Source organism: Glutamicibacter sp. MOO4, from assembly GCF_056934395.1.
On record NZ_CM167800.1, the window covers coordinates 1,682,492 to 1,707,710 of the forward strand.

Consider the following 25,219-nt stretch of genomic DNA (forward strand, 5'->3'; position numbering starts at 1 on the left):
TTAGTCAGCCTCGTTTGAATGCCCAATCCGTGTGAATTGGCCGACCTCAATGGTTTCCAAATCAGGGTTTGCCAGCACCGCTTCGATCAAATCTGCGGGGCCACCAAGAATGGTGCAGTCATCAAATGGTTCGGTGGACAGCATCCACCGGTGATCAGTGGCAAAGGTCAACGCCGGGCGTTGAGTCTGCTCACCGTCGGAGGTCCGCGCCCACACTGGGCGGGCCAAGAACTCTTTATCCACTTCAAACAGGTGGTAGTTCCGGTAGCCGCCACCCAATTCCAATGGTGCGGATTCCAGCACTTCTGCGCCGAAGGCTGGTTGCTGGGCCAGCGCCAGTGCCGCCTCAAAGGCTTGCTGATTTTCTTCTTCACTGAGCTGAGGGTCGGGTTCCTGATCAATTTGGATTCGCTCCCCACCCTCGATGAAGGCGTAGCCTGCCCACAGACCGGCAACGTATCGCTGGTCTGCCGCGTCAGTACCGGTCAAGGTCTTAACCAGTGACTGCCACTGACCTTCGGGAAGTTGATCCAGAGGCAAGTCCGTATCCACCCATGAGTCTTCAGCGGTGGGGTTTCCTTGCGCGTCCAAACCCGCCACGGTTTCAAACAGATCCGCAGCGGTAATGATGTGATTACGACTATGCGCTGCAGTGGCCCAGCTGACCAATTGATCATCTTCGTCCAGGGCTGGGTGCAAGATCCGAACGTAACGTTCGTAACCTACGGGAACTTGGGCGACCACTGTGGTTGGGTCGGCCGATGCGCAGGCAGAAGCTACCCACTGGCCACGTTCTGCTGGGATATGTGAAAACTGCATGTCTTTAGCCTAGCGAGGTCTGACACCGAATTCTGCCTTGCCCGGGTGCTCAATGGTATGAATGAGTCAGGACCTGTTGGCACCAACCGTTTACTGCAAGGGAGAAGTTATCGATGTTCAAGCCTGACCTGTTGGTTCCGGTGCATGAGTTTTCGCGGAAAACCATCGATTTCTCCCGTCAAATTGCCGTCATGGCAGTGATCAACCGCACCCCGGATTCTTTCTATGATGCAGGTTCCACCTTCGTTTTGGATCAGGCAGTGAACGCGGCGCTTCAAGCCGTACAAGCCGGTGCGGACTGGGTTGATATCGGCGGAGTCCCTTTCTCTCCCGGTCCAGAACTAGCGTGGGAAGAAGAAGCTGAACGCATCGTTCCGGTGATCAAGGCGGTGCGCGAAGCCAGCGACGTAATCATCTCCGCCGACACGTTCCAACCTAAAGTGGCCCAGGCAGCCATCGAAGCCGGCGCCGACGTCATCAACGATACGACCGGCTTGGCGTATCCCGAGCTCGCGCAGGTTGTTGCGAAAAACGACGTACATCTGGTGATTACTCATTCGTTGGCCAAACCGCGAACGATTTACCCACGCCCTACCTACACCGATGTAGTGGCTGAAGTGCGCGAGTATCTGAGTCAAAAGGTTCAGGTGGCTCTCGATGCCGGTATTTCACCGTCCAAGATCATCGTGGATCCGGGCCACGATCTGAACAAGAACACCGCACACACTTTAGAGCTCACCGAACGCTTCGAAGAGTTCGCCAACTTGGGATACCCTGCCTTGGCCGCTGTATCGAATAAGGACTTCATCGGAGAGACGTTGGACCTGCCTAAATCGGAGCGCACCCTCGGCTCCATGGTCGCAGCGACGATCTGCGCCATGAACGGAGCGCGCATCTTACGTATGCACAACATCGCAGAGTCGGTACAAATGGTTCGCATGATAGAAGCCACCCACGGCTGGCGAGAACCTGCGTATCAAATTCATAATATGGGGGACGTAAATCCTCCCGCTCATCCGGAACGCAGTCAAAGCAACTAGAAGGAGTTCAACCGATGCGAGCCTTGCTACCTGAATCAATCACAAACATCAGCGACGAACAGCTTCTGGAACGCTACAACAGCGAGCAACGCCCCTTTGTGCGCTTCAACTTTGTGAGCAGCATCGACGGAAGCGCCCAGGTTGATGGGCTCTCGGCAGCGTTGGGTTCAGAGGGTGACCATCGAATTTTTGCCCTAATACGTCGGTTGGCCGATGTCATAGTGGTGGGCTCCGGGACTGTTCGTGCCGAAGGCTACGAAGGAGCATTGGTCTCTGCTCAAGACAGCCAATGGAGAACTTCTCACGGGCTGCGCGCACACCCAGCATTGGCAATTATCTCAACAGGCCTAAATTTGGATCCTGACGCCCCCATCTTTACCCAGTCTCCAGTACCGGTCATGGTATTCACCACGGTTGACGTCACCGCCGAACTGCGTCAGTCCTTCGGAGAGGACGTTGAGCTGATCCAGGTCGCACAGCGCGACGGTGGTTGCGACGCCGCCGAGATTGTTGCCTACCTTGATCAACATGATCTGGGATTCATCCACTGCGAGGGCGGGCCTCATATTTTCGGTCAGTTTGCTACAGCCGGCGCCGTTGATTCGGCCTGCGTGAGCTACTCCCCTGTTCTGGTGGCTGGCGAAGGCAAACGCATCACCGCCCACGACAAGGAAACCTTTCAGCAGTTCTCGTTGCACTCCCTCTTTGAGGAAGAGAACATGCTGTTCAGCGACTATCGGATCAACAAATCAGCTTGATGGCCGCAGGGATCACGCGTACTCGAAAGTTTCCTGTACCAACGTATTCCCCGTCTGCGTAGCTATCCTCGCGCGTCTGAATGTGGGCTTCCGTTAGTTGCCTGCTCACCTTCCGCGAATGCTTAGCACCAAGAATGATCTTGGGAATCAGCGGTAGAACGGGAATCAATTTTAAGCCGCGGACCATGGCCAATTCCAATTGGCCATCGCTGAAGTCAGCGGTTGGAAAGAGCCTAATGCCACCGCCCAGTGAACGAATATTGGCGATGCTCGCTGCCAGTGCGGACCCCTCATATCGATATGGTCCTGACTGAACTACGGTGTGGAACCCTTTAAGTCTGGGGAGGCTCAAGGCAATTCCAAGAATGTATCTGAAGGATCCGAGCTGGCGCGGCAAGGCATTTGCCGCAGCATTGATCTTGGCTTCGGCTCCCCATGAAACCGCCCCCAGCGCGTACTTGGGCTGCGGATCGGTAGCCACTTCAAATTGAAGTTCCAGTACATCAACGCCCGTAGTTTCGGTACCAGAGGAACAATATGAAATCACCTTGTCTAACGAGTCTTCAAAGTCGCGGTGTCCGGTCATGCGCCACAAATCATTGCCACTGCCAGCGGGGATGATTCCGACCGGCACAGTTGAACCAAGCGCTTGAGGGATCATTCGATGAATTAGCCCGTCTCCCCCAACAATGATCAACGCCTTGTGGGCGTCGGTCAGCGCCGGAAGTTCTGCGTGTTCTGCGAAGCTAGTGTCCACGAGCTCATAGCCAATGCCTCTTTGCTTCAAGGCCGCGGCGCCCTTGCGCGCACGCGCCAGCGCTCTGCCATTGCCCGTTGACGGGTGAAAGACGATGCGGACAATGCTTGGGGCGTCATTGGGGGCCATGTACATAAAGATTACTGAGGCAGTCAACACAACCCAAGTACTTGTCAGAATCAATTAGCTAAAATGAGATGCAGCGGCAAGAGGCCGTTGCCGTCGAAAGGATCCCACTGGACCATGAGCATACCGAGCCCGTATGAAATCCTTGGTGTTGCTCCTTCGGCCAGCCTGGAAGAAATCAAAGTAGCTTATCGTCGGGCTGCGCGTGCAACCCACCCCGACCTTGGCGGCAGTGAAGAGAAGTTCAGACAGGTCCAGCAGGCTTTTCAGGATATCTCTGAGTACAACAATCCGATTAGCCACGACCAGACTTTCCAGAAACCCGGCGAGGCACCACGCGCCGGCTTTACCGCTCGCCCGTACGATGAACGACTTCGTACAACACCGCAGCAGCCCAAAGCACAGCTCTCAACACACTACGTCCCCGAGCTGTCGGATGAATCATTCACCTGGCTAAGCCGCACACTCTCAGAGCAAAGAATCCACGGTGAACCACGCAAACGTGGATTGTTCGCTAACCGCTCACGACTCGTACGTGAGGCCAATACGATCAATCTACTCAATAAGAACGTACTCAATGTGCTCCCGGCCGCCCGCTTAGTAAATGGCCTAAATTCCCCACATGGCGGGCAGTATGACCACGTGATTCTTGCCGGATACCGCATGGCCGTCATTAACACGATGACCCTGCCCGAGGGCTACTACTCGTTTGATGGCAGCGTTTTGCGCCATGGAAACAAGATGACGCAACCGCCACAATTCTCAATCTCGTCGCTTCAACGAAGTTTTATGCAGATGAATGTGGTGCCCTTTACTTTGGTGCTCTCCCCCAATGGGAACCGCCATGAACCGGTCATCGAATACCACCGCAACGCTGATCCAACGCTGGCTACCACCCCGAATGTGCTCAATGCTGCAGCACTCATCCGCGAGCTAAAACTCTTCTTGGGATCAGGTCCAACACCAAATGTTGTGGACCGTTTGGCCTTGGCACACCTGCGTGAGGCGATGTACTAACCTCAATGGCGCAATAGCGTGCGAAGAACGCTTAAACTGGTTATGTGTTTCGTATCGTATTCAACGCCCCAGAGATCCCGGGTAATTCCGGTAATGCCATTCGCCTATCCGCTATCACTGGTGCCGAACTGCACTTGGTGAAGCCCCTAGGGTTCAATTTCGAGGACGCAAATCTGCGTCGTGCGGGTTTGGATTACCATGACATGGCTAACGTCACCGTGCATGAGAACCTCGATGCTGCCTTCGAAGCTCTAGGCGAGGGGCGTGTCTTTGCGTTTACCTCCGAGGCAAAAACCGTGTACACCGAGGTGAGCTACGAGCCAGGTGACATCCTGCTTTTCGGCAAGGAGTCGGAAGGACTGAGCGCCGAAGATAAGAAGCACCCACGGGTTACCGATCTGGTCAGCCTTCCCATGCTGTCCGGACGTCGTTCGCTTAATCTGGCTAACACCGCGTCGATTGCTGTCTATGAAGCCTGGCGTCAGCACGGCTTCGCCGGCGCATAAACTACCAGTCTTCAACCGCCACGTATACAGCTGTACCTAATCTTTATAAAGTAGGCTCATAGTGTGCTTGCAGCTTTGCGAGTATTGAACTGTGCCGACAACATTTCGGGAGAATCCAAGACAATGAACGGTAGCGAACCACAGCACCGCGATGAGCCTCAGGACGACGACCTTGGACTTGATCTGGTGAGCCATGTGGCCAGCAGCTCACCAGCCGAGCGAAAGACCAGGCCCAAGCGCTGGATTTTCATAGTTGTTGGAATTGTTGTTATTGCCGTCGTGGCAGCCGTCCTCATTTCCTTGCTCACTGGCGGGCCTAAAGCATCTAAGGCGTCCAAAGCTAGCGATGCTCAGAGCGTGAACGTGCAGCTCAAGAGCGGTGGCCAAGCTACGCTGAGCACCTCTAAGTCAAAGGACGCCATCGGCGTGGAGCTAGCCTCGTTGCCTCCACTAGATGAATCAGAAAAGTACGTTGCTTGGGCAGTTCATGAATCGGGTAGCGTGTCGGTGATTACTACAAGCTCCGGTGAAGACGAGTCCGCTGGATTCAGCCCCGCAGAAGATGTGATTGCTATTCACATCACGGTAGAAAATTCAAAGATCCCGGCAGCTCCTTCTGAAGATACTGAAGCCTCGGTAGACGTACCTTTCACCAAAAAGGCTGACGCTCAGAACACCGAAGGTTCCTAACCAAGGATTCAAGCTTTAAACGAATCAGTGCCCGTGGACGGTGTGGGAGAAATTCCCTACCGACCACGGGCACTGTCTTTTGTTCAGGTACTACAGGTTCAAACGCTCCGGCTAAAAACCAGCAATCGTATCGTCAGCATTAACTGCAACTAGGTGGAAAGCCTCTGCAAGCTTTTCATCCGCGAAGTCAGCACGTTGAGCGTTCGCAGTACATTGCTGCACAACAAATCGTTCCATCGCCTCAACATCGGGGTGCTGAGTGAAGTGAGAGCGCAAAGCATCCATCTTCTGGTCGAAGAAATCGGTGATGTCTACAAAACCGTTCTCACGTTCCTTCGGCGCTCCATAGAGCCACAGCCACGGCACCTTGTAGGCATCTAGACCTTCGTCGCGAAGCAGCTCAGGATAGGCGAAGGGGTTCTCCACCGCTGGGTAAATGGCACGAGTAACTGCCTCACCACAGGCCAAATGATCAGGATGCGAGCGTTGAATTCGATCCCAGTTACGTTCAGGGTGCATGGCCATCACGATTGTCGGCTTGACCTGACGGATCAGTCTGACAACCTTGCGCAAGACTTCCTGATTGACTTCCAGGAAGCCATCGCGTTCACCTAAGAAATGTACGGTCTGTACACCAACTTTGCTGGCGGCCTGCTTTTGTTCCTGATGACGCAGGGCAGCAGTTTCTGCTGGGTCCCGATCATCAAATCCGCCAGCATCACCGTCCGTCATGATGCAGTACTGAACTTCTACACCGGCTGTGGTGAAGGCCGCGATAGTCCCGGCAGCGCCGAAATCCAAATCATCAGGATGGGCTCCGAAAGCGAGAACTCGCTCGGTGTTGCCACCAATGAATTTTTTCGTATCAATCATGCTTGACGACGTCGAATCTCATCTGCAGCCTGTGGCAGGACCTTGGCAAGGTCACCGACGATTCCGAAATCAGCAATTTCGAAGACTGGTGCGTCCACGTCTTTGTTGATGGCAATGATGCATTTGCTGGTCTGCATGCCGGCCTTCTGCTGGATAGCGCCAGAAATGCCCGCGGAGATAAATACCTGTGGAGAAACGGTAACACCGGTCTGCCCGATCTGGGCGTCGTGTGAAATCCACCCGGCATCGGTTGCTGCACGCGATGCACCAACGGCGCCGCCCAGTGCGTCAGCCAATTGCTCCACGGCACCGAAGTCGCCGTTCACACCGCGGCCGCCGGCCACAACCACGCGAGCTTCGGTGAGTTTAGGTCGGTCAGAGACAACCTTCCCTTCGGTACCCACGATGCGAACCTTTTCCGCGGCGCTGGTCTCTGCTGCCAGCTCGTTGATGGACACTTCAGCGGCTGCACTCTGTGGTGCATCCTCGATGCTGTTTGGCTTGAGAGTGACAAAGAGGACTCCGCCGGTAGCCTGCGCCTGGGCGCTGTAGCTTCCTGCCAGTTCGTCCTTGGTGACTACCAAATCGGCGCTGACGTTGATGGCATCGGTGACGATTGATCCCTCAACGCGCACGGCGATGCGGGCAGCAACTTCACGGTTGAAGTTATCGTTAGCCACCAAGACTACGTCCGCGGCGGACTGCTTCACGGCGGCTTCAAGAACCGAAAGTGAATGCTCTAGGAACGAGGCATGATTAGCCGGTGCGACCAGAAGCTTGGCTACGCCGTAGCTAGCCAGCTGTTCTGCAGTTGCTTGCGAAACCTCTGAGGCCACAGCCACGGTTGGTTCGCCAATGCTGGCGGCAAGGGTCAGAAGCTCACGCTGCGCCTTCGAAGGCGCGTCGGCGAGTTCAGTGAAAAATACTAGTGCTGAAGGCATGTTCAAAATTCCTTAGATCAGCTTTTGTTCGGCCAAGAAATCAACCAGGGCAATTCCAGCCTGGCCGCTGTCGTTGATGACGGTGCCTGCTTCGCGGGCAGGGCGAGCTTCAGCGCTAAGCACAGCAACGCGGGAACCAGCAGCTCCTACAGCTTCGGCGGCCAGCCCAAGATCGGCCACGCTGAGTTCAGTGATGCTCTTTTTCTTGGCAGCCATGATGGCTTTGAAGTTTGGGTAACGAGGATCGTTTGCCTGATCTGTCACGGACAAGACCGCAGGAAGCGCAGCAGCCAAGGTCAGCGTGCTCTCGGCATGATCGCGGCGAATGCTCAATTCGCGGCTTGCACCATCAAAGTCAACGCTCAACGCGTGGGTCAGCTGTGCGAAGTTCAGCCGTTCAGCCAACTGTGCTGGAACGACTGAGGTTTCCGCGTCAGTGGAGGACATTCCCGTAACAACCAAATCAACGTTGCCCACGTGCTCCACCAAAGCTGCCAAAGCCTTGGATGTGACCACGGTATCTGAACCGATCAGCGCTTCATCGTTAAGGTGCACGCCTGAGCTGGCGCCCATCTGCAAAGCCTTCTTGATGGAATTGCTGGCGCTCTTACCACCCATGCTTGCTGCGATGACCTCGTGCCCAGCTGCAAAACCGCCCTGGGATTCAACCAGTGCCACAGCTGCTTCAACCGCGTATTCGTCCAGTTCCGACAAAACGGATTCTGAGCGATCTAAGCGTAATGAGCCAGAATCGATGTGACGATCAAATTGCACATCTGGAACGTGTTTGACCAACACCACTATTTTCAGCGGCGCCGTGTTTTCCTCGGTCATTCGAGCCTTCCTACAAAACTATGGCGCCCATCGGGCCACTGGCACCGACGGACTTTCTTATTCACTGACTATCGTATCGATACATCGAGGGTGACTCGTTGTTTATCGACGAATATGCAGGAAGTGACGCAGGCAAGTTGGTCACTTGCCTGCGTCACTGAATTCACTACGTCTTCATTACGACTTTATTTAGTTATTTGACAAGGTCCCTACGTTGACCTTGGCAGTCTGCTCCTTGCCGTTACGGGTGAAGCGAATTTCAGCCTCGCCGTTGGCGGGGATTTCTCGAATGGCAGCGGTGACTGTCTGCGAATCCTTCACTGAACGACCATTCACACCGGTGATCACGTCGCCCTTTTGAAGTCCGGCCTTAGCTGCAGCCGAATCGTCGCTCACGCTGACTACCTGAGCACCAACCGAGAAGGACGAAGCGTTCTGCCCCCCACTGGTATCCGAAGCCTGAGCGGTGACAGTAGCGCCAAGCAAACCGTGGGTAGCCGAGCCATTGTCAATCAGTTCCTGGGCAACACGCTTTGCGTAATCAATCGGGATGGCGAAGCCAACACCGATGGAGCCGCCTTCATCACCTGAAGTGGTGCCGGAACCCGAGGAAGCAATGGCTACGTTCACGCCAATGATTTCGCCGCTGGAGTTAACCAACGCGCCACCGGAGTTACCGTGGTTGATCGCTGCGTCCGTTTGAATGACGTTGACGTAGATCGAACCGCTGGATTGTTGCTGTTGCTGCTGTTCTTCTTGACCAGGGAACTGGAAGTTGAACTGGTTATCGTCCTGGCTTTCCGATGAACTGCTGTCATCAGGCACGGCCGAGGAAGCAATGGAAATCGTACGGTTGACCGTTGAAATGATTCCGTCGGTCACGGTTCCGCTCAAACCTAACGGTGCACCGATGGCTACGGCGGTGTCGCCGACGTTCAGCTTAGAAGATGAACCCATGGTTGCCGGCACGAGGCCGTCAGCTTCAATGTTGATTACTGCCAAGTCCGACATTGGGTCGGTTCCAACGACCTTTGCAGAATGCACTGTTCCGTCGTTCATCTGAACAGTGATCTTGGGATCTGCTACTTCTCCACCAAGGGTAACCACGTGGGTATTGGTCAGGATATTGCCCGACTTATCCAGAACGATGCCCGAACCCGAACCACTGCTTCCGTTTCCGGAGACCTCGATGGTGACCACACTTGGGCTAGCTTTGGCTGCGGCTGCGGTGACTTCGGTGACCTTATCAGGGTTGTTGATAACAACACCCTGATTTGTGCCGGAATTCGACGATGCGGAGGAGCTACCAGAATCATCGAGCAAGTAGGTGGTTCCGGCTGCCGTAATGCCACCCACTAATGCTGCAGCCACCATGCCTGCGATTAGCGTGCTTCCTGCAAAGCGCTTCTTTTCGCGTGGATCCTTCTGCGGAGGAACTGGGTAGGTTGCTTGAGTTCCGGCGCCTGCTGCGTAAGGTGCACCATAGGCCGAACCGTTGCTACCGTACTGTCCTGCACTCTGCTGGCTTTGGTAGCCAGCGGTGCTACTTGGAGCAGCGCTGATTGGCTGAGTGTATGGAGCAGAGGTTTGATTTCCGTCATCCGCTGGCAGGTTGGAATTTGCGTCTTCGTTTACGTGTGGGTACCGAGCGGTCGGCTCGCTGGAGCCAGCGCCCGCGCTGCTCGGATCATTTGATGGCCTAGCGGAATCACCCAAGTTTTCTTCGCGTGGCTCATTCGGGGTCTGGCTCATGGCTTGCCTCTTTCGAACTGTCGTTTCTCTTGAGTTCTATTATTCTGCTCTGGTCTGTGGCATCGAATTGTGATGACTTTGTGCTTCCTGTGAGTTAAGTAATCTGCAAGCTGAATGTCATAGACGTGCTTCATTAGGCCAAATAGAATCAATCCTAAGTGTGAATCCAATCATTGGATCCACCAGGTCGGGTACAACTCGATCTTAGTTTGACTTAGCTTTTCGGGCGGGAACAAGACATGGGTATAAAAGCTAGACAAATGATCACTGGTGCAATTGTCGCATCGATAGTTTCGCTAGGTGTAACCGCACCGGCAATGGCCGAGTCCCCGGTTACTATTCCAGCTGGCGACTTTGTCATAGACAATTCCGGAGTCCTCGGATCAGACCAATCCCGCTTGGAAAGCGAAATCAAGGAGCTTCGGGTCGACACCGGAATCAGTCTCTTTGCCATCTACGTTGATGAATTTTCCAATCCCACTGAAGCTGCGAAGTGGGCACAGGCTGTGGCTGAAAAGAAGGGCATGGGTAATTCCTCCGCCATTCTGGTCGTCGCGACCGAAACTCGCCAAGCGTATTTCAGTGGAGCTGAAGGCGGGCCGCTGGCTGCCGCCGATCAAGACCTTTACCGTTCAGATATCGCTCCTGCGCTCAGCAACCTTGACTGGGCCGGCGCAACTGAAGGAGCTGTAGAGGCCATCCGCGATTTCGATAGCGGAGCCAGCACTGGCTCAAGCGAGTCCTCTGCTAGCACTGGTTTCGGTGGCACATTGCTTACTGTCTTGCTGTTGGTCGCCGCCGTAGCCGTCGCGGGATTCTTATTCCTTTCTCGCCGTGGCAAGAAGAACTCCCGTTCGTTGCCCGGACAGCAGCAGAATAATTACCCAGGCATGCCCGGCGCTCCAGCGCAGCAGCCGCAGATTCCAGTAGAACAGCTTCGATTACAGGCTGACCAATTATTGGTTGCTGCCGATGATTCAATTCGTTCGTCACAGCAAGAGCTCGGATTTGCAGAAGCACAGTACGGAAAGCAGTCCGTTGAGGTCTTCGTTCAGGATCTAGCTAAGGCCAAGGAACATCTGACTGAATCCTTCAGGCTGCAACAACAGCTGGACGATGATATCCCGGATACCGAAGCCGACCAGCGTTCATGGCTTACCGAGATCATTAATCGTTGCCAGGAAGTCAATCGCTCCTTGCAAGAGCACGCCAATGAATTCAAACAACTTCGTCAGCTGGAGCAAAACGCCGAGTCACGCATTTCAGAGTTGACTGCTAATCAGCAACCACTGAATCAGCGTCTTTCGGCACGAGTCGGTGACCTTGAGCGGTTGTCCGCTACGTATGACGCCAGCGCTGTAAGTCAGGTCAAGGACAACGCTGATCAGGCAGGCGAAAGGTTGACCTTCGCAGCCTCAGCACTGCAGCAGGCTTCACAGAAGTTATCGACTAGCCGTTCCGAAGCCGCCGTCTTAGTGCAGAACGCTGAGGAAGCACAGGATCAGGCCGGCGTACTACTTGAAGCAATTGCCAAAACTGGTGCGGGCTTGGAGCAAGCAGAACAAGATCTCAAGGCAGCCATAGCCTTAGCTGAACGCGATCTTGCTCAGGCCAAGGCCACTTTCGCAACCGGGACTAGCTCCGATTTAGCTGGTCCTATTGCTGGCGTAGAGAGCGCGCTGAGCAGCGCGCAGCAAGCTGTAGCAGGCGGCAAGTACAACCCGCTGGCCCTGATCACTTTGCTTGATGACGCATCCAAGCCCTTGAACCAGTCGCTGTTGCGACTGCGAGATCAAGCGCAACAGGACCAAGCTTCCCGTGATCAGCTGCAGTCGCTTCTGCACACCGCAGCATCTCGCATTGGCGGTACGGAGGACTACATTCGTGCCCGTCGTGGTGGCGTGCGGTCATCGGCTCGTACCCGACTTGCCGAGGCACAACGAACACTCGATGAAGCCCACGCAATAGCTAGCACCGATCCGGGACGAGCGGTCGCCGCTGCACAACGGGCCATCCAGCTAGCTGACCAGGCTGCGCAGATGGCCGAAAGCGACGTTAGTGGCTTCGGTGATGGCTTCGGCAACGCTGGCTCCATGGGGGGCTATGGTCGTGGCGGTCGTGGCGGCGGAATGTTTGATGGTGTCGGAGGCGCAGTCTTGGGCGGCATCCTGATCAATACAATCCTCGGTGGCGGGCACGGCGGCGGTCATTCAGGTGGCAACGACGGCTTCTTCGGCGGCGGCGGCTTTGGCGGATTCGGTGGCGGCGATGGTGGCGGCTTCGGAGGGGGTGACTTCGGCGGAGGGGGCGGAGGGGACTTCTAGTCCTTCCCGAATTGTTTGACCAGCAGTAATGAAGTACCAGCGATATTTTGACGAACAGAAAGGTCACATCATGACCAAGCAATCAATCTTCGGACGCATTTCACAACTGGCCAAGGCCAACATCAACTCAATTCTGGATTCAGCTGAAGATCCACAGAAAATGATGGATCAGATGGTCCGCGACTACAACGACAATATTGCTGAAGCGGAACAAGCAATTGCGCAGACCATCGGCAACCTTCGCATGCTGGAGGATGACTACCGAGAAGATGAGCAGGCCGTCTCCGAGTGGAGCAACAAGGCTCTAGCCGCTTCCAACAAAGCCGATGAGTTCCGTGCAACAGGCAAGAGCGAGGACGCTTCGAAGTTCGACAACCTGGCTAAGGTTGCCATCCAGCGTCAGATTCAGGCTGAGTCGGAGATGAAGTCTGCTGAACCGACCATCAACTCTCAGCGTGAAATTGTTGAGAAGCTGAAGACTGGTTTGAACCAGATGAAGGAGAAGCGCACCGAGCTGGCTAGCAAGCGGGATGAACTGATCGCCCGTTCTAAGTCAGCCCAGGCGCAGAATCAGGTCAATGAAGCGGTGAAGGCCGTGAACATCATGGATCCGTCGAGCGAGATCGGACGTTTCGAAGACAAGATCCGTCGTGAAGAAGCACGTGTTCGCGGTGCCGCTGAACTTGCCTCATCAAGCCTGGACGCCCAGTTTGAATCTCTGGAGGACCTAGGCGAGCAGACCGAGGTTGAAGCTCGCCTCGCTGCGTTGAAGTCTAAGCAGACCGGAGCAATTGAAGGCTAACCGCTGACAAGCTGATTAGTTCCGATGGTGTGTTGCTGCTGCGCAGTGACACACCATCTTTGGTTAAGCCAAAAATGGAGACCCTCTCGGATCTCCATTTCCACTTTCGTGGCGGGGATAGGATTTGAACCTATGACCTCCGGGTTATGAGCCCGGCGAGCTACCGAACTGCTCCACCCCGCGTCGGTAAATACAACAATACCAATCAGTGAATGACTTGGCCAATTGAGAGCCAGTGGCCTTTGTCACCCCTTAAAAAGAGGGCTTTTACGGCCGCTCCCCCTGCCCCCAACAAGATTAGGTCAATCTCGTTAAACCAAAAATGGAGACCCTTTCGGATCTCCATTTCCACTTTCGTGGCGGGGATAGGATTTGAACCTATGACCTCCGGGTTATGAGCCCGGCGAGCTACCGAACTGCTCCACCCCGCGTCGGTAAATACAACATTACCAACTGATGAACTCAATAGCCAATCGAGCGAAGTGACCTTGATCGCAGGCTATTTTCCCGCACCCAGCCGCTCAAAGAGCACCGATGCTTAAACCGAAAAATGGAGACCCTTTCGGATCTCCATTTCCACTTTCGTGGCGGGGATAGGATTTGAACCTATGACCTCCGGGTTATGAGCCCGGCGAGCTACCGAACTGCTCCACCCCGCGATGACTAGACAATTCTTGCATCATCAAGGGGCGAAAGCAAATCGGTGAGCTTACCTACTGGTTAGCCATTCGAGCCTTCAGCAGGCTGCGACGGCTCAGCAGATTCGCTGGCTGCGTTGTCGTCCAGCTTCACTTCTCCATCGACGTCCGTGCCGTTGATGGACGAGTCAGCTTCCATAGCGCGGTTCAAAGCATCTTGCAGTTGCTTCTGAGCTTCACCGTAGGCAGCGAAGTCGCTCTTAGAGAGCGCATCCTGACCCTTGGTGATGGCCTTGTTAGCATCCGAAAGCGCGGTGGAAAGTTTCTGAGCGTCAGACTGAGTCGGCGCCTTTTCACTTTCCGGTGCATCCTTATCCGGTGAGACACCTTCATTCTCACCGGTCACTGCACCTGAGTTACCGCCGAAGACTTCATCCAAAGCCTCCGCGAGGGTATCGGCGAAGCCAACCTGGTCACCGAAGGACACGAGGACCTTACGCAACGTTGGGTAGCTTGTCTGGCCGGAAGACTGAACGTAGACAGGCTGAACGTAGAGGATACCGCCACCGACAGGCAAGGACAGCAGATTACCGTTCTTGACCTCGGAAGCACCTTGACGCAGCAGGTTCAGTTCCTGCGTGACACGGGTGTTGGTATCGAAGTTCTGCTGCGCCTGGCCTGGACCAGGTACGGCAGTGTCACGTGGAAGCTCCAGCAGTCTGAGCTTGCCGTAGTTCTCCGACTTCACGCCGGCAGTAGAACCTGCATCAGCCGAGGCTGAAAGGAATCCAAAGAGCACGTTTCGCTGTTGCCCATTGGACGCTGCTGCAGGGATGAACGTCGAGGTCAGTGAGAACGAGGCCTGATCCTGCGTTGGCATCTTCAATGACATGAAGTAAGGAGGCTGCTTTACACCCGCGGTAGAGGATGTTGGATCATCCGGAACAGCCCACGCATCGTTAGATTCGTAGAATGCGTCAGGGTTGTCCACGTGATAGGTAGTCAGTACTTCTCGTTGAACCTTGAACATGTCCTCTGGGTAGCGGACGTGTTCAATCAGGTCCGCTGACATGTCTTCCAGCGGCTGCATTGCGGTTGGGAAGACTTTCTGCCAAGACTTCAGAATTGGATCCTCCGTGTCCCAGGCGTAAAGCTTTACCGATCCGTCATAGGCGTCAACGGTGGCCTTGACTGAGTTCCTCAGGTAGTTGACACGACCACTCAAGGACAGGTCCTGAGCGTTGGTCAGCGAATCGGCTACCGCCGAATCCAGCTGCTTCTGCTGTGCGTAAGGGAAGTCATTTGACGTGGTGTACCCGTCGACAATCCACTGAACACGCCCATCAACGATGGCCGGGTAGGCACTGGAATCCAAGGTCAGGTATGGAGCTACCTTGCTCACACGGTCGCGAGGGTCACGATCGTAAAGGATCTGGGATTCCTCATTAACCTGCTGAGAGAGCAGCAAGTCGGTCGATGCGAACTTCAGTGCGTAAACCAGGCGGTTAAACATATTGCCAATGTTTGGCCCACCTTCGCCGGTAAAGGTGTAACGCGTATCTTGGTTTTCACCACCGGTACCTGGACGGTCAAGTTCCTGATCGGTCCAGCCCTCATCAGGCCCGCCAACCACCGAGTACTCAGGTGAATTCTCACCGAAGTAGATACGTGGTTCGTAGTCCTTATCGGTGATCAAGTCACCGGAGGTAGGAATACCACCGAGCATGAAGTCAGGTCGACCACCTGCGGCCACACGATTACCGTAGGCAGCAACAAGTCCATAGCCGTGGGTGTAGTTAATGTGCTGGTTAACCCAGGTGTCGTTCTGATCCACGTTAACTTCACGGGCGGCGATGACGGTGTCTTCCACCTTGCCATCAACCTTGTAGCGATCAACATTCAGGTTCTTTGGGAACGTGTAGTAACCACGGAACTGCTGAAGCTGAGCGAACGCGGTAGAGACCAAGTTCGGATCAAGAAGTCGAATATTGGCAGTGGTCGAGGTTTCCTCGGCCAGTGCGTTCTTCTCCGTGGAAATCTTGGCATCGTAATCAGTGGTCTCAACATCGTCTAGCCCATAGGCAAGACGCGTCATTTCGATGTTCCGATCAATGTAGCTGCGCTCAAGTTCACGCTGGGATGGAACAACCTTGTACTGCTGAACCAAGAATGGGTAAACGCCACTGACCACAATCATGGTGACCACCAGCATGGCAGTACCGATCAGTGGCAAACGCCAACGTCCGTTAACCGCAGCGATAACAAAAACAATCGCAATCAAGACAGCGATAATCGCCAGAATCATCTTCGCAGGAATTACAGCGTGTACATCCTTGTACAGTGCGCCGGCGACACGGCCGGACTGATCAGTCAGGGTCTCATACTGGCCAATCCAGAAATTCACTGCCTGCAAGACCAAGAACACTGCCGCAACAACCGCAGCGTGAACGCGAGCGGCCTTACCGATAGTGATGCCACCACGTTCTTCTACACGGATTCCTCCGTAAAGGTAGTGAGTCAACAGCCCGGCTACACCGCTAAGCAAAACGACAGAGATGAGGAAGCCGTTGATCAGAGCAATGAAAGGAAGCGAGAAAATAAAGAAGCCCAGATCCATGTTGAACTGAGGGTCGTTACTTCCAAAAGGGACCTGGTTGAAGAAGAGCAAAACAGTCTTCCACTGTCCGGCGACAGCCACCGCCGCGAAAATGCCAACAACCAGCGGGATGCCAACCATCAAGAAGCGACGGATTGGTTCCAGCTGGGCTTGGTAGCGCGACATGGTGTCTGGCTGACCCGCGTTAGGTGCATATACCGGGCGGTGCTTGTAGGCACTGCGCATGGAGAACCACATGGGTATAGACATGAAAGCCAAGGCGATCACAAAAATCACAAGCTTCGAAACGCGCTCAGTCCAGTAGACCTGCGAGAATCCAAGCTGGTTGAACCAAAGGATGTCCGCATAGAAATTGGACAAGAAGACGAACACCGCAACTATGATTACCACCGCAAAGATGGTCAAGGTCAACGGCGAAATTTTCTTGCCTGAGGGGCTGGAAGGTCGTTGCGGTTCACGAGGCCTTGGCGGGCCCCCGAACGGACTATCCGATCCATATGACACTATCTATTCCTTACTTTGGGTCCCACAAGCTGATGAGAGCCGTAGAACTCGTATACCTAATTCTTGAACGAGCGAGTACAAGCTTTTGATCCCTGCGTCACATTCTTCCCCTGACGCAGGGCTAAATCTATTCACATGTCGCAAAAGTCGATGGATCTTGACCATCTGCGATTTTTTCCAAAGCAGTATGTGCTTCTGAAAGAGTCGAAATCTTCAGGACATTCAGGCCATCGGGCACACGTCCTACTACTTCATTGCAGTTTTCTGCCGGCGCTAGGAAGATCGTTGCTCCGGATTTCTTGGCAGCGACCATCTTCTGAGCGATTCCGCCGATAGGTCCGACAGTTCCGTCAGCCGCGATCTCGCCGGTGCCGGCTACGTGGTGCTCCCCCGCCAAAGATCCTTCGGTCAGTCGATCAATGATGGACAACGCAAACATCATGCCTGCGCTTGGTCCACCAACGTTTGAGAGTCCAAATTTCACACCGATAGGGAACTTATGTTCGGTTCCTAAGAAGATGCCGAGCTGTCGGTCTCCGTTGTCGGCTGCTTCGGTTTTGACTGTGACATCAACATTTTTGTAGTCGCCCTGCTTGTCGGCTCGACCCACGGTCAACGTTGCGGGCTTCTCACCATTGGCGTTGAGCTGTTTTTTCAACTCTTCAAGGGACGAAATGTCTTTGCCGTTGTATTTGAGCAATCGGTCGCCCTTTTTCAACAACTTAGAGTTGAGCTCATTTGAGAAGTCAGCAACGGACAACCAAGTTTTGTAGTCGTAGCCAAGTTCGGTCATGGCCGCAGCAATGGCCAAGTCTTGGGATGAAGTCATCATCATGTCGTTCTGTTCATTTTGCTGCTGCGACGAGGTGTTGTGAGCCATGATGGTTTCTTCAGGCACGACATCTTTGGTCGGATTGAGCATTGCTTCGAGAACAACCGGAATTGTGACGCGGTTTTGTCCGCCACCCTGGACGTAAACAGTGAGCAGATCAAGTTCGCTGTCGGATGCGTACGTCTTTGCGCCCTCGATAGAGACGACGTCTTTACCCTCGTCTTTGCCCAAAGTATTAAAGACTGGGCCTGGCGAACGAATCATAAAATTCGTTGGCAAGAACATCATTACGCCAACCAGCAACAGAGCTATGACACCGGCGCTGGATCGTTTGAGGGGCTTAGGACCTCGTGGTTCATGACTGTTATCGTCACGTTCCACCATCGCGTCTTGTGCTTCCCGTTCGTGCACTGGTCTTGCTCCCGCCAACTATCAAAATATCTGTAGATCCGCCTTGCAGACGTCACCACTCTTAGCCTACTGAACCTTGTGGTCTAAAGGCATCAGCAATATGGCGTATTCAGTGTGCCGAAAGCGAACTGAAGCTAAGATTCATGGGAACTTTTTGCGTGGCACGGTAGTTTTAAAGGCATGGCACAGAACCCCCCGAATAACCGCCCCAACGGCGACGACGACGATAACAACCCGCAGGATCCACTTTCTGCCATGTTTGGTCAGCTCTTCGGTGGCGGATTTGATCCCAACAATCTTCCTCCGCAGTTGCGCGATGCGCTCGGCGCCCAGGGTGACCCTGAAGCAATGCAAAAAATGATGCAGCAGGCCCAAGCAATGATGTCTGCAATGATGAGCAACAACGCCTCATCTGGACCAGTCAATTGGAAGCTCGCCTCAGACACTGCGTTGCAGGCTTACGCCAGCGATGATCCTGAAGTCTCGCCAGCACGCCTGAGCGCCATCAGCGACGCATCAAATTTGGCTGATCTCTGGCTGAACAATTCAACTGCGTTCGAGTCCAACGGTCAGGTGACTGAAGCGTGGACTCGCAAGCGTTGGTACGACAAGACGTTGGCGACGTGGAAGCAGGTTACCGAACCAGTTGCTGAGTCTGTTGCTACCGCCATCACTGCAGCCATGAAAGATCAGATCCCTGAAGAGATGAAGGGCATACTGGGCAATTCCGACGGAATGTTCCGGAACCTCGGCGCCAGCATGTTTGGCATGCAGTTGGGTACGGCCTTAGGTGGTTTGGCTACTGACGTCCTAGGCGGCACCGACATCGGTCTTCCCTTGGCCGGTGGTACTCCCGGAATTATCGGGACTAACGTTGCCAAGTTCGGCGACGGTTTAGAAATCCCGGAGCAGGAAGTGCTGCTCTACGTCATCCTTCGGGAGAACGCCCATACCCGTTTGTTCAGTCGTGTTCCGTGGCTCAGCTCGAAGCTCATCGGCGCTGTTGAATCCTATGCGCGCGGCATCCATATTGACATGTCCCGTATTGAAGAAGCAGTGCGAGATATTGATCCTTCAAACCCTGAAGCGATGCAATCGGTACTCGGTGAAGGTCTGTTCGCTCCACAGCGGACCGCCGAGCAGGACAAGGCTCTAGAAAATCTTGAGCTGACTCTGGCTCTGATTGAGGGCTGGGTTGACCACGTTGTTTCGTTGGCCGCCGCAAACCTGCCTTTCGCTGAACACCTGCGTGAGACCATGCGTCGACGCCGTGCTTCGGGTGGACCAGCAGAGTCGGCATTCGCCTCATTGGTTGGCCTAGAACTGCGTCCACGCAAGCTGCGTGAAGCAGCAACATTGTGGGAGCACCTCCACGAGGAGCGTGGAATCGACGGTCGCGATGCAGTCTGGGATCACCCAGATCTGATGCCAACCGAAGAAGATCTCAAAGACCCATCAACTTTCACTCAGCGCCGTGAATTGGCAAATGAAGAATTTGATGACTTTGATGCAGCTCTGAATAAGTTGCTCTCCGGAGAATTCGACAATGTTGACCCGGAAACCGATCCGAAGGATCCAACCGATCCTGAAGCGGATGATTATCCGCAGAAGTAGTTTGTAAGTAGTAAGCGAATGTCGGGGATGAACGAATAACGTTCATCCCCGACATTGTATTTTAACTAGCTTTCGTCGTCCTGACCAAATCCGTCAATTGCTTCGGCATTCTGTCCGTGTTCTGCGGCGTGCGAGTTATAGCCTGCATGGAAAGCATCAAGGTATAGGTCAGCATCTGCGCGACGTTGGAACCTGTTGAGTAGCTTTTGAAATTCAGGACCATGTCCTGCCCGTGGTGCGGCCAGATGCGCTAGCTCGTGGACCAGAACGTAGTCGCGCACCCATGCGGGCATCTGCTGAAGCTTCGAAGACAGTCTGATGGTTCGTTGTGCATAGGATGCCGAACCCCAACGCTTGTTTTGGTTGGTAACCCACCGGACAGATTGAGCTGCAGCGGCTCCGTCAAAGTAGAACTGATCTAGCTCGGCGGCACGCTGTTCCAACGCCGAGTCGGATTGTCCGAGTTCTTTTTTCTGCTGTTTCTGACGGTATTTCTTCAGCATCTCGTCGACAAAAGAGCGTTCGGTTTTCTCGTCGAGTGTCGCAGGAACTTGGACTACAAGCTTGTTTTCACGCCAGTACGAGGAAATAGTTTTTCGTCGTTTTTTGGACCGAACGATTTGAACTGGGATGTTATCCGCTGCAACGAATTCAACGGTGCTTGGATAAGCGGGCAACTAACCTTGCTCCTTTTACATCAATCGTGGGTGCCAAACTACATGCTGTGCCCTGGCACTGCGCGATGCGGCCCAAAGCTATTTTTAACTGCGATGAGATTCCAGAACAGCAATAACTGCTTCTCCGTAGCGATCCAACTTACTGCGGCCCACACCAGCAATTTTGGAAAGGCCCTGCAGCGAGTCCGGCTGGTGTTCGGCAATCGCCATGAGCGTGGCATCCGTGAAGATGACAAAGGCGGGTACCGAATTGGAATGTGCTACCTCTGAACGCCAACCACGCAAGCTATCAAATAGCGCTTCGTCATAGGCCGCAGGGCAAGAAGCACAGCGTTTGAGCTTTCGTTCTTTGGCGCTGGTCAAGAAGGTGCCGCAATTGGTGCACACCGCGGGCGTGACCTTTTGTTCGCGTCTTTTGTAAGTGCTTTGTTGCCTGCTGCTCGCCTGACGAACCGATTTGATGCCGTCTAGAAAACGTGAGGGATAACGGTGAGCTCGGCCGCCCGGCGTACGGGCCAACGACCACGAGAGGAACAGGTGGATGCGAGCACGGGTGATTCCCACGTAGAGCAGTCGGCGCTCTTCGTCGTAGCCGGCCTGGTCTTTCGCATAGGAAATCGGTACCAGACCTTCGCTGAGACCAACAAGGAACACCGCGTCCCACTCCAAGCCTTTGGCGGCGTGGAACGAGGCTAGGGTGACGCCGTCCAAAGTCGGTGCATGCTGAATCGCGGCACGATCTTCCAACTCTTTGACCACGTCATGCAAAGTAGCTTCGGTCTCCTGCGCTGCTTTCAGGGCCACTACTTCATCGGCCAATCGAACTAGGGCCGATAGCGATTCCCACCGCTGGCGTACAGCCCCGGTTCCTCCGCTTGGTGCAGTAGCTGAGTAGCCATGAGATGAAAGGATGTCACGGACCATCTGAGGAACGGGGGTATCTGCAGCCACGCTCAGCGCAGCACGCAAGGCGAGCATGCCCTCTTTTACTTCTCGCCGGGAGAAGAACCGTTCAGCTCCACGCATCACAAACGGAATGGAATGTGCACTCAGTGCCTGTTCAAAAGCCTGAGATTGCCCATTGGTCCGGTACAGAATGGCAATTTCAGAAATGTCTTGTCCATCGCTGAGCAGCTTTTTGATACGCTGAGCGACTTCTTCGGCTTCGTTTTCGTCGTCGCTACATTCAAAGAATTCAGGGGCAACTCCGTGATCACGCTGGGCGATCAGTTCCAACGGCTCAGGCCAAGTTACGTTCCGGTCTGGAACGTTGGATTCGACTCGGCGAGTGGATAGGACCTTGTTCGCGAGGTTGACCACCTCGGGAGTTGAGCGGTAATCCCGAACAAGTTTGACGACTTTTGCTTCAGGGAAACGAGCGCCGAAATTCAGTAGGAAGTCCGGGCGGGCGCCAGTGAATGAGTAGATCGTCTGCGACGCATCACCGACCACGCATAGTTCGTTTCGCTCGCCGAGCCACAGGTCAAGAAGTCGCTGTTGCAACGGCGAAACGTCCTGATACTCATCAACAACAAAGTGCCTATACTGCTGGCGTACGTTGGCTGCGACTTTCTCGTTGTCTTCAAGTATGGCAATGGTCAGGAGCAAGACGTCTTCAAAGTCAATGACTCCGCGATCGTCTTTGAGTTCCTCGTAGGTCTGGAAAATTCGTGCCATACTCACCGGTTCTAGACCGTTGGGCATCTCGCGGGTGGAAGCAATCTTGGCATAGCTCTCAGGTGTATGCATAGAGACTTTTGCCCACTCAATTTCTGAGGCGAGGTCTCGCACCATGGCCCTGTCGCTGGAAATGCGCAGTCTTCGCGCTGCCTCAGCAATCATGGGTGCTTTGTGCTCAACCAGGTTCGGCAAGGTTCCACCGATGGCCTGGGGCCAGAAGTACTGCAGCTGTCGCAAGGCGGCGGCGTGGAAAGTTCTCGTCTGTACTCCTGATGCACCGAGCTGACGCAATCGGGTGCGCATTTCGGCAGCGGCCCGCGTGGTGAATGTTAATGCCAGGACGCTCGTCGGGTTGTAGATCCCGGTGTGCACTCCATGGGCAATACGGTGGGTAATCGCACGGGTTTTACCCGTTCCTGCGCCCGCCAGAATACACAAAGGACCGCTGAGGCTCTCAGCTGCTTGCCGTTGTTCAGCGTCCAGTCCAGCCAACAAATCTTGTGCTGGTGGAACGTCGTATTCTGTCACTTGCTCAGGGCCTCCGGAAGGGGTTCGCCGTACCAACTACGGATCAACGCGTGCGCAATTGAAACGCCACGAGGTATGTCAATTGTTCCCAATTCCAAATCTTCGCGTAGTTCAGCTCGGGTGAACCAGCGCAAGTCCTTGATTTCGGCACCGTCAGGAACCAGTTCTTCGCTGAGTGCTTCGGCAGCGAATCCAAGCATCAAGGATCGAGGCAATGGCCAAGGCTGTGAACCTCGGTAGGCTACGTCGCCAACTAGTACTCCGGATTCTTCAAAGATTTCGCGGTGTACTGCAGATTCCAGTGACTCCCCTGCTTCAACAAAACCAGCGAGCACCGAATACATTTTGGATTTGAAGTTCGCGTTGGAGCCAAGAAGCAGACGATCTTCACTATCAATCACCGAAGCGATGATTGCAGGATCAGTGCGGGGAAATAATTCATGGGCATTTTGAACACAGGTCTGACCCCAACCCGAGTTCGAAGACTGCACCTCGGAACCACACTTAGGGCAGTACCGTTCCGAACGCATCCAGTTGGTGATTGCCTGGGCTTCAACGAGTAACTCAGCTTGTAGCGTTGGAAGAATGGTGAAGGCTTCGCGCAGGGTGAACCACTTTTCGATGCCAAGGTCCGCGTGTTCTTGTGAATCAACGATGGCAAGCACATAGTCCGTTGATTGCGCAGTGCCCAGATAGACCAGACGCTCTGACTCGGTAGGTTCATAGCTAGGGCCGGCGAGGAAAAAGAGCTCTTCTCCCTCTGCTGCGGCGCCTCGCTCAGAGATCAGCATGACTTTGGTCGAGCCTGTTGCAAGCTTTTCCCGTAGAAGATCCGGATTCGGTTGTTCTGTCAATGGACGCTCAATGAGCGAACTTGCAAAAGGTAGTCCGGTTAAAGGAGTTCGATACTTGTCTGCCAAAGCCATACTTCTAATCTAGTCCACTTGCCTTGCACCTGACCTACTTCAAACCGGGTGTGGATAGCCACGATGGAGAAGAATCACCCTCGACTCTGAACGTTCGCGGTGAATCCCACCATATTCTGTGCGTCATTGAAGCGCTAAGGTCACGATCTCGCATACGGTGGAACATGTGAAACGCTCTGCCATGGAACTCGCCGCAATTGCAACAGCCGCCGTACCCGGATTAGCTCCCGTTGGTTTCGCGGCGCTGTCAGACGACGCAGAAGATTTTGATTCAGCGCTGATTGTCGATGCGGCAAAGCACCGCTGGCGCGTCCGCTCCCCAAAACACGATGAAGCAAGCATGCGCTTGGAAGCGGAACTTTCCGCTTTACGGGCCTTCTCTGCCAAAGTTCGTACGTCGTTGCCATTTGCGCTTCCCTCGGTGGCCGGTACCGTCCGTCAGGGCACGCTGCGCACCTTCGTCTACAAAGACATGCCCGGACGTGTGCCAACACTTGATGAGCTGGTCGATAAGGGCAGCAACCTAGCCAAGGCCCTGGGCCAGTGCATGGCAGCAATACATCAGATTCCAGACGAAGCTGTTGAAGTTGCTGGCCTACCCACCTACACCGCTGATGAGATTCGACAGCGCAAGCTCAACGAATTAGACACCGCAGCTGCTACCGGCAAGGTTCCGAGCGGTCTATTGCGTCGTTGGGAACACGCGATGGAAGACGTTGCGCTTTGGCGCTTCAATTCTGCCGTTGTGCACGGTGCATTTGACGAGGAACAACTACAGATTTCGCATTCCAGCATCACCGCCGTCAAGGGGTGGACTGATTTGCATGTTGGTGACCCTGCCGATGATTTTGCATGGTTGTCTGCCATCGAAGACCAGAGCTTTACTGACCGAGTATTTTCCTCATACATGGAAGCTCGCGGCAAGGCTGCAGATCCACACATCATGCGTCGTGCTGCTTTAGCCGCCGAATTTGCGTTGGCTCAGTGGCTAGTGAAGTCGTTGGATTCCAAGGATCCTGAGCGCATTGCTGAAGCAGACGAAATGCTTCGCGAATTGGATCACAACATCGCCGAGTTCGGTGGCCAGCCACTTTCGGTAGTTGAAGCTCCACGTCCCCTTGCTGCGGAGCCTGCGGCTGAAGTTGCGAAGCCAGCTCTGCAGGTCCAGGATTCTTCGACTGAAGAAGAATCGGTTCCTGCTCCGGTGGCCATCAACGACACGACAACTCCACGAATTAATACTTCTAAGGTCTCAGCGCTCTCGGATTCAGAAGATCAGGCCACTACTTCACAGCCGACGGGTCTCGCGAAGCCGGCAGCTGAAGGTACTGGTGCTGGGGTAGCAGCTTCGAAGCCAGCTGTTGAGTCGTCGGCAAAGGACACTGATAAGAGTGAATCCGAGTCAGTCTCCAAAGAAAGCAAGCCGGAGGAAGATCAAGAGTCTAAAGACTCTGGTGTAGCTCCACGCGTCTCCAAGCTTGAGCCAGTCGAAGAAGAAGAAGAACCAGAACTGCCAGACGACGCCAAGAAGTAGTCTTTCAAAGACACTTCTG

The 25,219-nt window shown here is 54.3% G+C and carries 20 protein-coding genes and 3 tRNA genes; 9 read left to right on the plus strand and 14 right to left on the minus strand.

Features of this window, described 5'->3' with window-relative positions; genetic code table 11:
• On the minus strand, positions 1–819 hold the full coding sequence (locus tag AC1Z3F_RS07780; protein ID WP_483566910.1) for a hypothetical protein: 819 nt from the start codon (positions 817–819) through the stop codon (positions 1–3).
• A 113-nt stretch (positions 820–932) separates the two neighbouring features.
• On the opposite strand from AC1Z3F_RS07780, the gene folP reads away from it, so the two are divergent.
• Both folP and AC1Z3F_RS07790 read left to right on the plus strand, forming a co-directional pair.
• Positions 933–1,859 carry a dihydropteroate synthase gene (gene folP / locus AC1Z3F_RS07785; RefSeq protein ID WP_131088596.1) on the plus strand — a complete coding sequence of 309 codons (927 nt, stop codon included), beginning with the start codon at positions 933–935 and terminating at the stop codon, positions 1,857–1,859.
• A gap of 14 nt (positions 1,860–1,873) precedes the next feature.
• Positions 1,874–2,617 (plus strand): pyrimidine reductase family protein, encoded by a 744-nt coding sequence (locus AC1Z3F_RS07790; protein ID WP_444613766.1) that lies wholly within the window; start codon positions 1,874–1,876, stop codon positions 2,615–2,617.
• Here AC1Z3F_RS07790 and AC1Z3F_RS07795 read toward each other — a convergent pair.
• Positions 2,601–3,503 carry a diacylglycerol/lipid kinase family protein gene (locus AC1Z3F_RS07795; protein WP_483566911.1) on the minus strand — a complete coding sequence of 301 codons (903 nt, stop codon included), beginning with the start codon at positions 3,501–3,503 and terminating at the stop codon, positions 2,601–2,603. The two genes, AC1Z3F_RS07790 and AC1Z3F_RS07795, sit on opposite strands and share 17 nt — an antisense overlap.
• 114 nt (positions 3,504–3,617) lie before the next feature.
• On the opposite strand from AC1Z3F_RS07795, the gene AC1Z3F_RS07800 reads away from it, so the two are divergent.
• The 3 genes from AC1Z3F_RS07800 to AC1Z3F_RS07810 all read left to right on the plus strand — a co-directional run bounded on the left by AC1Z3F_RS07800 (position 3,618) and on the right by AC1Z3F_RS07810 (position 5,713).
• Positions 3,618–4,517, plus strand: a complete 900-nt coding sequence (locus tag AC1Z3F_RS07800) for a J domain-containing protein (RefSeq protein ID WP_444613768.1) — start codon at positions 3,618–3,620, stop codon at positions 4,515–4,517.
• Positions 4,518–4,561: 44 nt separating this feature from the next.
• On the plus strand, positions 4,562–5,023 hold the full coding sequence (locus tag AC1Z3F_RS07805) for a tRNA (cytidine(34)-2'-O)-methyltransferase (protein ID WP_131088600.1): 462 nt from the start codon (positions 4,562–4,564) through the stop codon (positions 5,021–5,023).
• A gap of 123 nt (positions 5,024–5,146) precedes the next feature.
• Positions 5,147–5,713 (plus strand): anti-sigma factor domain-containing protein, encoded by a 567-nt coding sequence (locus AC1Z3F_RS07810; RefSeq protein ID WP_483566912.1) that lies wholly within the window; start codon positions 5,147–5,149, stop codon positions 5,711–5,713.
• 111 nt (positions 5,714–5,824) lie between these two features.
• On the opposite strand, the gene AC1Z3F_RS07815 is transcribed toward AC1Z3F_RS07810, so the two are convergent.
• The 4 genes from AC1Z3F_RS07815 to AC1Z3F_RS07830 all read right to left on the minus strand — a co-directional run bounded on the left by AC1Z3F_RS07815 (position 5,825) and on the right by AC1Z3F_RS07830 (position 10,113).
• Positions 5,825–6,586, minus strand: coding sequence for a PIG-L deacetylase family protein (locus AC1Z3F_RS07815; RefSeq protein WP_483566913.1), 762 nt, complete (start codon positions 6,584–6,586; stop codon positions 5,825–5,827).
• Positions 6,583–7,527, minus strand: a complete 945-nt coding sequence (locus tag AC1Z3F_RS07820) for an electron transfer flavoprotein subunit alpha/FixB family protein (protein ID WP_483566914.1) — start codon at positions 7,525–7,527, stop codon at positions 6,583–6,585. Before AC1Z3F_RS07820 ends, AC1Z3F_RS07815 begins: the two co-directional genes overlap by 4 nt.
• Before the next feature lie 12 nt (positions 7,528–7,539).
• The gene (locus AC1Z3F_RS07825) at positions 7,540–8,361 is read right to left on the minus strand and encodes an electron transfer flavoprotein subunit beta/FixA family protein (protein ID WP_207306462.1); all 822 of its coding nucleotides are present in this window, start codon (positions 8,359–8,361) and stop codon (positions 7,540–7,542) included.
• A gap of 189 nt (positions 8,362–8,550) precedes the next feature.
• On the minus strand, positions 8,551–10,113 hold the full coding sequence (locus tag AC1Z3F_RS07830) for a S1C family serine protease (protein WP_483566915.1): 1,563 nt from the start codon (positions 10,111–10,113) through the stop codon (positions 8,551–8,553).
• A gap of 260 nt (positions 10,114–10,373) precedes the next feature.
• On the opposite strand from AC1Z3F_RS07830, the gene AC1Z3F_RS07835 reads away from it, so the two are divergent.
• Both AC1Z3F_RS07835 and AC1Z3F_RS07840 read left to right on the plus strand, forming a co-directional pair.
• Positions 10,374–12,437 (plus strand): TPM domain-containing protein, encoded by a 2,064-nt coding sequence (locus AC1Z3F_RS07835; RefSeq protein ID WP_483566916.1) that lies wholly within the window; start codon positions 10,374–10,376, stop codon positions 12,435–12,437.
• A gap of 70 nt (positions 12,438–12,507) precedes the next feature.
• The gene (locus tag AC1Z3F_RS07840; protein ID WP_131088605.1) at positions 12,508–13,239 is read left to right on the plus strand and encodes a PspA/IM30 family protein; all 732 of its coding nucleotides are present in this window, start codon (positions 12,508–12,510) and stop codon (positions 13,237–13,239) included.
• Between the two features lie 109 nt (positions 13,240–13,348).
• Here AC1Z3F_RS07840 and AC1Z3F_RS07845 read toward each other — a convergent pair.
• The 5 genes from AC1Z3F_RS07845 to AC1Z3F_RS07865 form a co-directional block, all read right to left on the minus strand.
• A tRNA-Met gene (locus AC1Z3F_RS07845) sits at positions 13,349–13,422 on the minus strand.
• Between the two features lie 174 nt (positions 13,423–13,596).
• Positions 13,597–13,670, minus strand: a tRNA-Met gene (locus AC1Z3F_RS07850).
• A gap of 154 nt (positions 13,671–13,824) precedes the next feature.
• Positions 13,825–13,898 (minus strand) — tRNA-Met (locus AC1Z3F_RS07855).
• A 61-nt stretch (positions 13,899–13,959) separates the two neighbouring features.
• Positions 13,960–16,998 carry a UPF0182 family membrane protein gene (locus tag AC1Z3F_RS07860; protein ID WP_396267630.1) on the minus strand — a complete coding sequence of 1,013 codons (3,039 nt, stop codon included), beginning with the start codon at positions 16,996–16,998 and terminating at the stop codon, positions 13,960–13,962.
• 127 nt (positions 16,999–17,125) lie between these two features.
• A complete protein-coding gene (locus AC1Z3F_RS07865) occupies positions 17,126–18,241 on the minus strand; it encodes a YlbL family protein (RefSeq protein WP_483566917.1) in 1,116 nt (371 codons plus the stop codon).
• A gap of 180 nt (positions 18,242–18,421) precedes the next feature.
• Here AC1Z3F_RS07865 and AC1Z3F_RS07870 point away from each other — a divergent pair, with 180 nt between their 5' ends.
• Positions 18,422–19,855: a zinc-dependent metalloprotease gene (locus AC1Z3F_RS07870; RefSeq protein WP_483566918.1), complete on the plus strand. Its 1,434-nt coding sequence runs from the start codon at positions 18,422–18,424 to the stop codon at positions 19,853–19,855.
• 65 nt (positions 19,856–19,920) lie between these two features.
• Here AC1Z3F_RS07870 and AC1Z3F_RS07875 read toward each other — a convergent pair whose 3' ends face one another.
• From AC1Z3F_RS07875 to nudC, 3 genes are all read right to left on the minus strand, one after another.
• Positions 19,921–20,532: a M48 metallopeptidase family protein gene (locus AC1Z3F_RS07875; RefSeq protein ID WP_131088609.1), complete on the minus strand. Its 612-nt coding sequence runs from the start codon at positions 20,530–20,532 to the stop codon at positions 19,921–19,923.
• 84 nt (positions 20,533–20,616) lie between these two features.
• Entirely contained in the window at positions 20,617–22,740 is a 2,124-nt protein-coding gene (locus tag AC1Z3F_RS07880) for an ATP-dependent DNA helicase UvrD2 (protein WP_262197377.1), read from the minus strand.
• Complete coding sequence (gene nudC / locus AC1Z3F_RS07885; protein WP_483566919.1) at positions 22,737–23,531, minus strand: NAD(+) diphosphatase; 795 nt, start codon at positions 23,529–23,531, stop codon at positions 22,737–22,739. Before nudC ends, AC1Z3F_RS07880 begins: the two co-directional genes overlap by 4 nt.
• Before the next feature lie 316 nt (positions 23,532–23,847).
• On the opposite strand from nudC, the gene AC1Z3F_RS07890 reads away from it, so the two are divergent.
• On the plus strand, positions 23,848–25,200 hold the full coding sequence (locus AC1Z3F_RS07890; protein WP_262197374.1) for a phosphotransferase: 1,353 nt from the start codon (positions 23,848–23,850) through the stop codon (positions 25,198–25,200).
• Positions 25,201–25,219 lie beyond the last annotated feature (19 nt).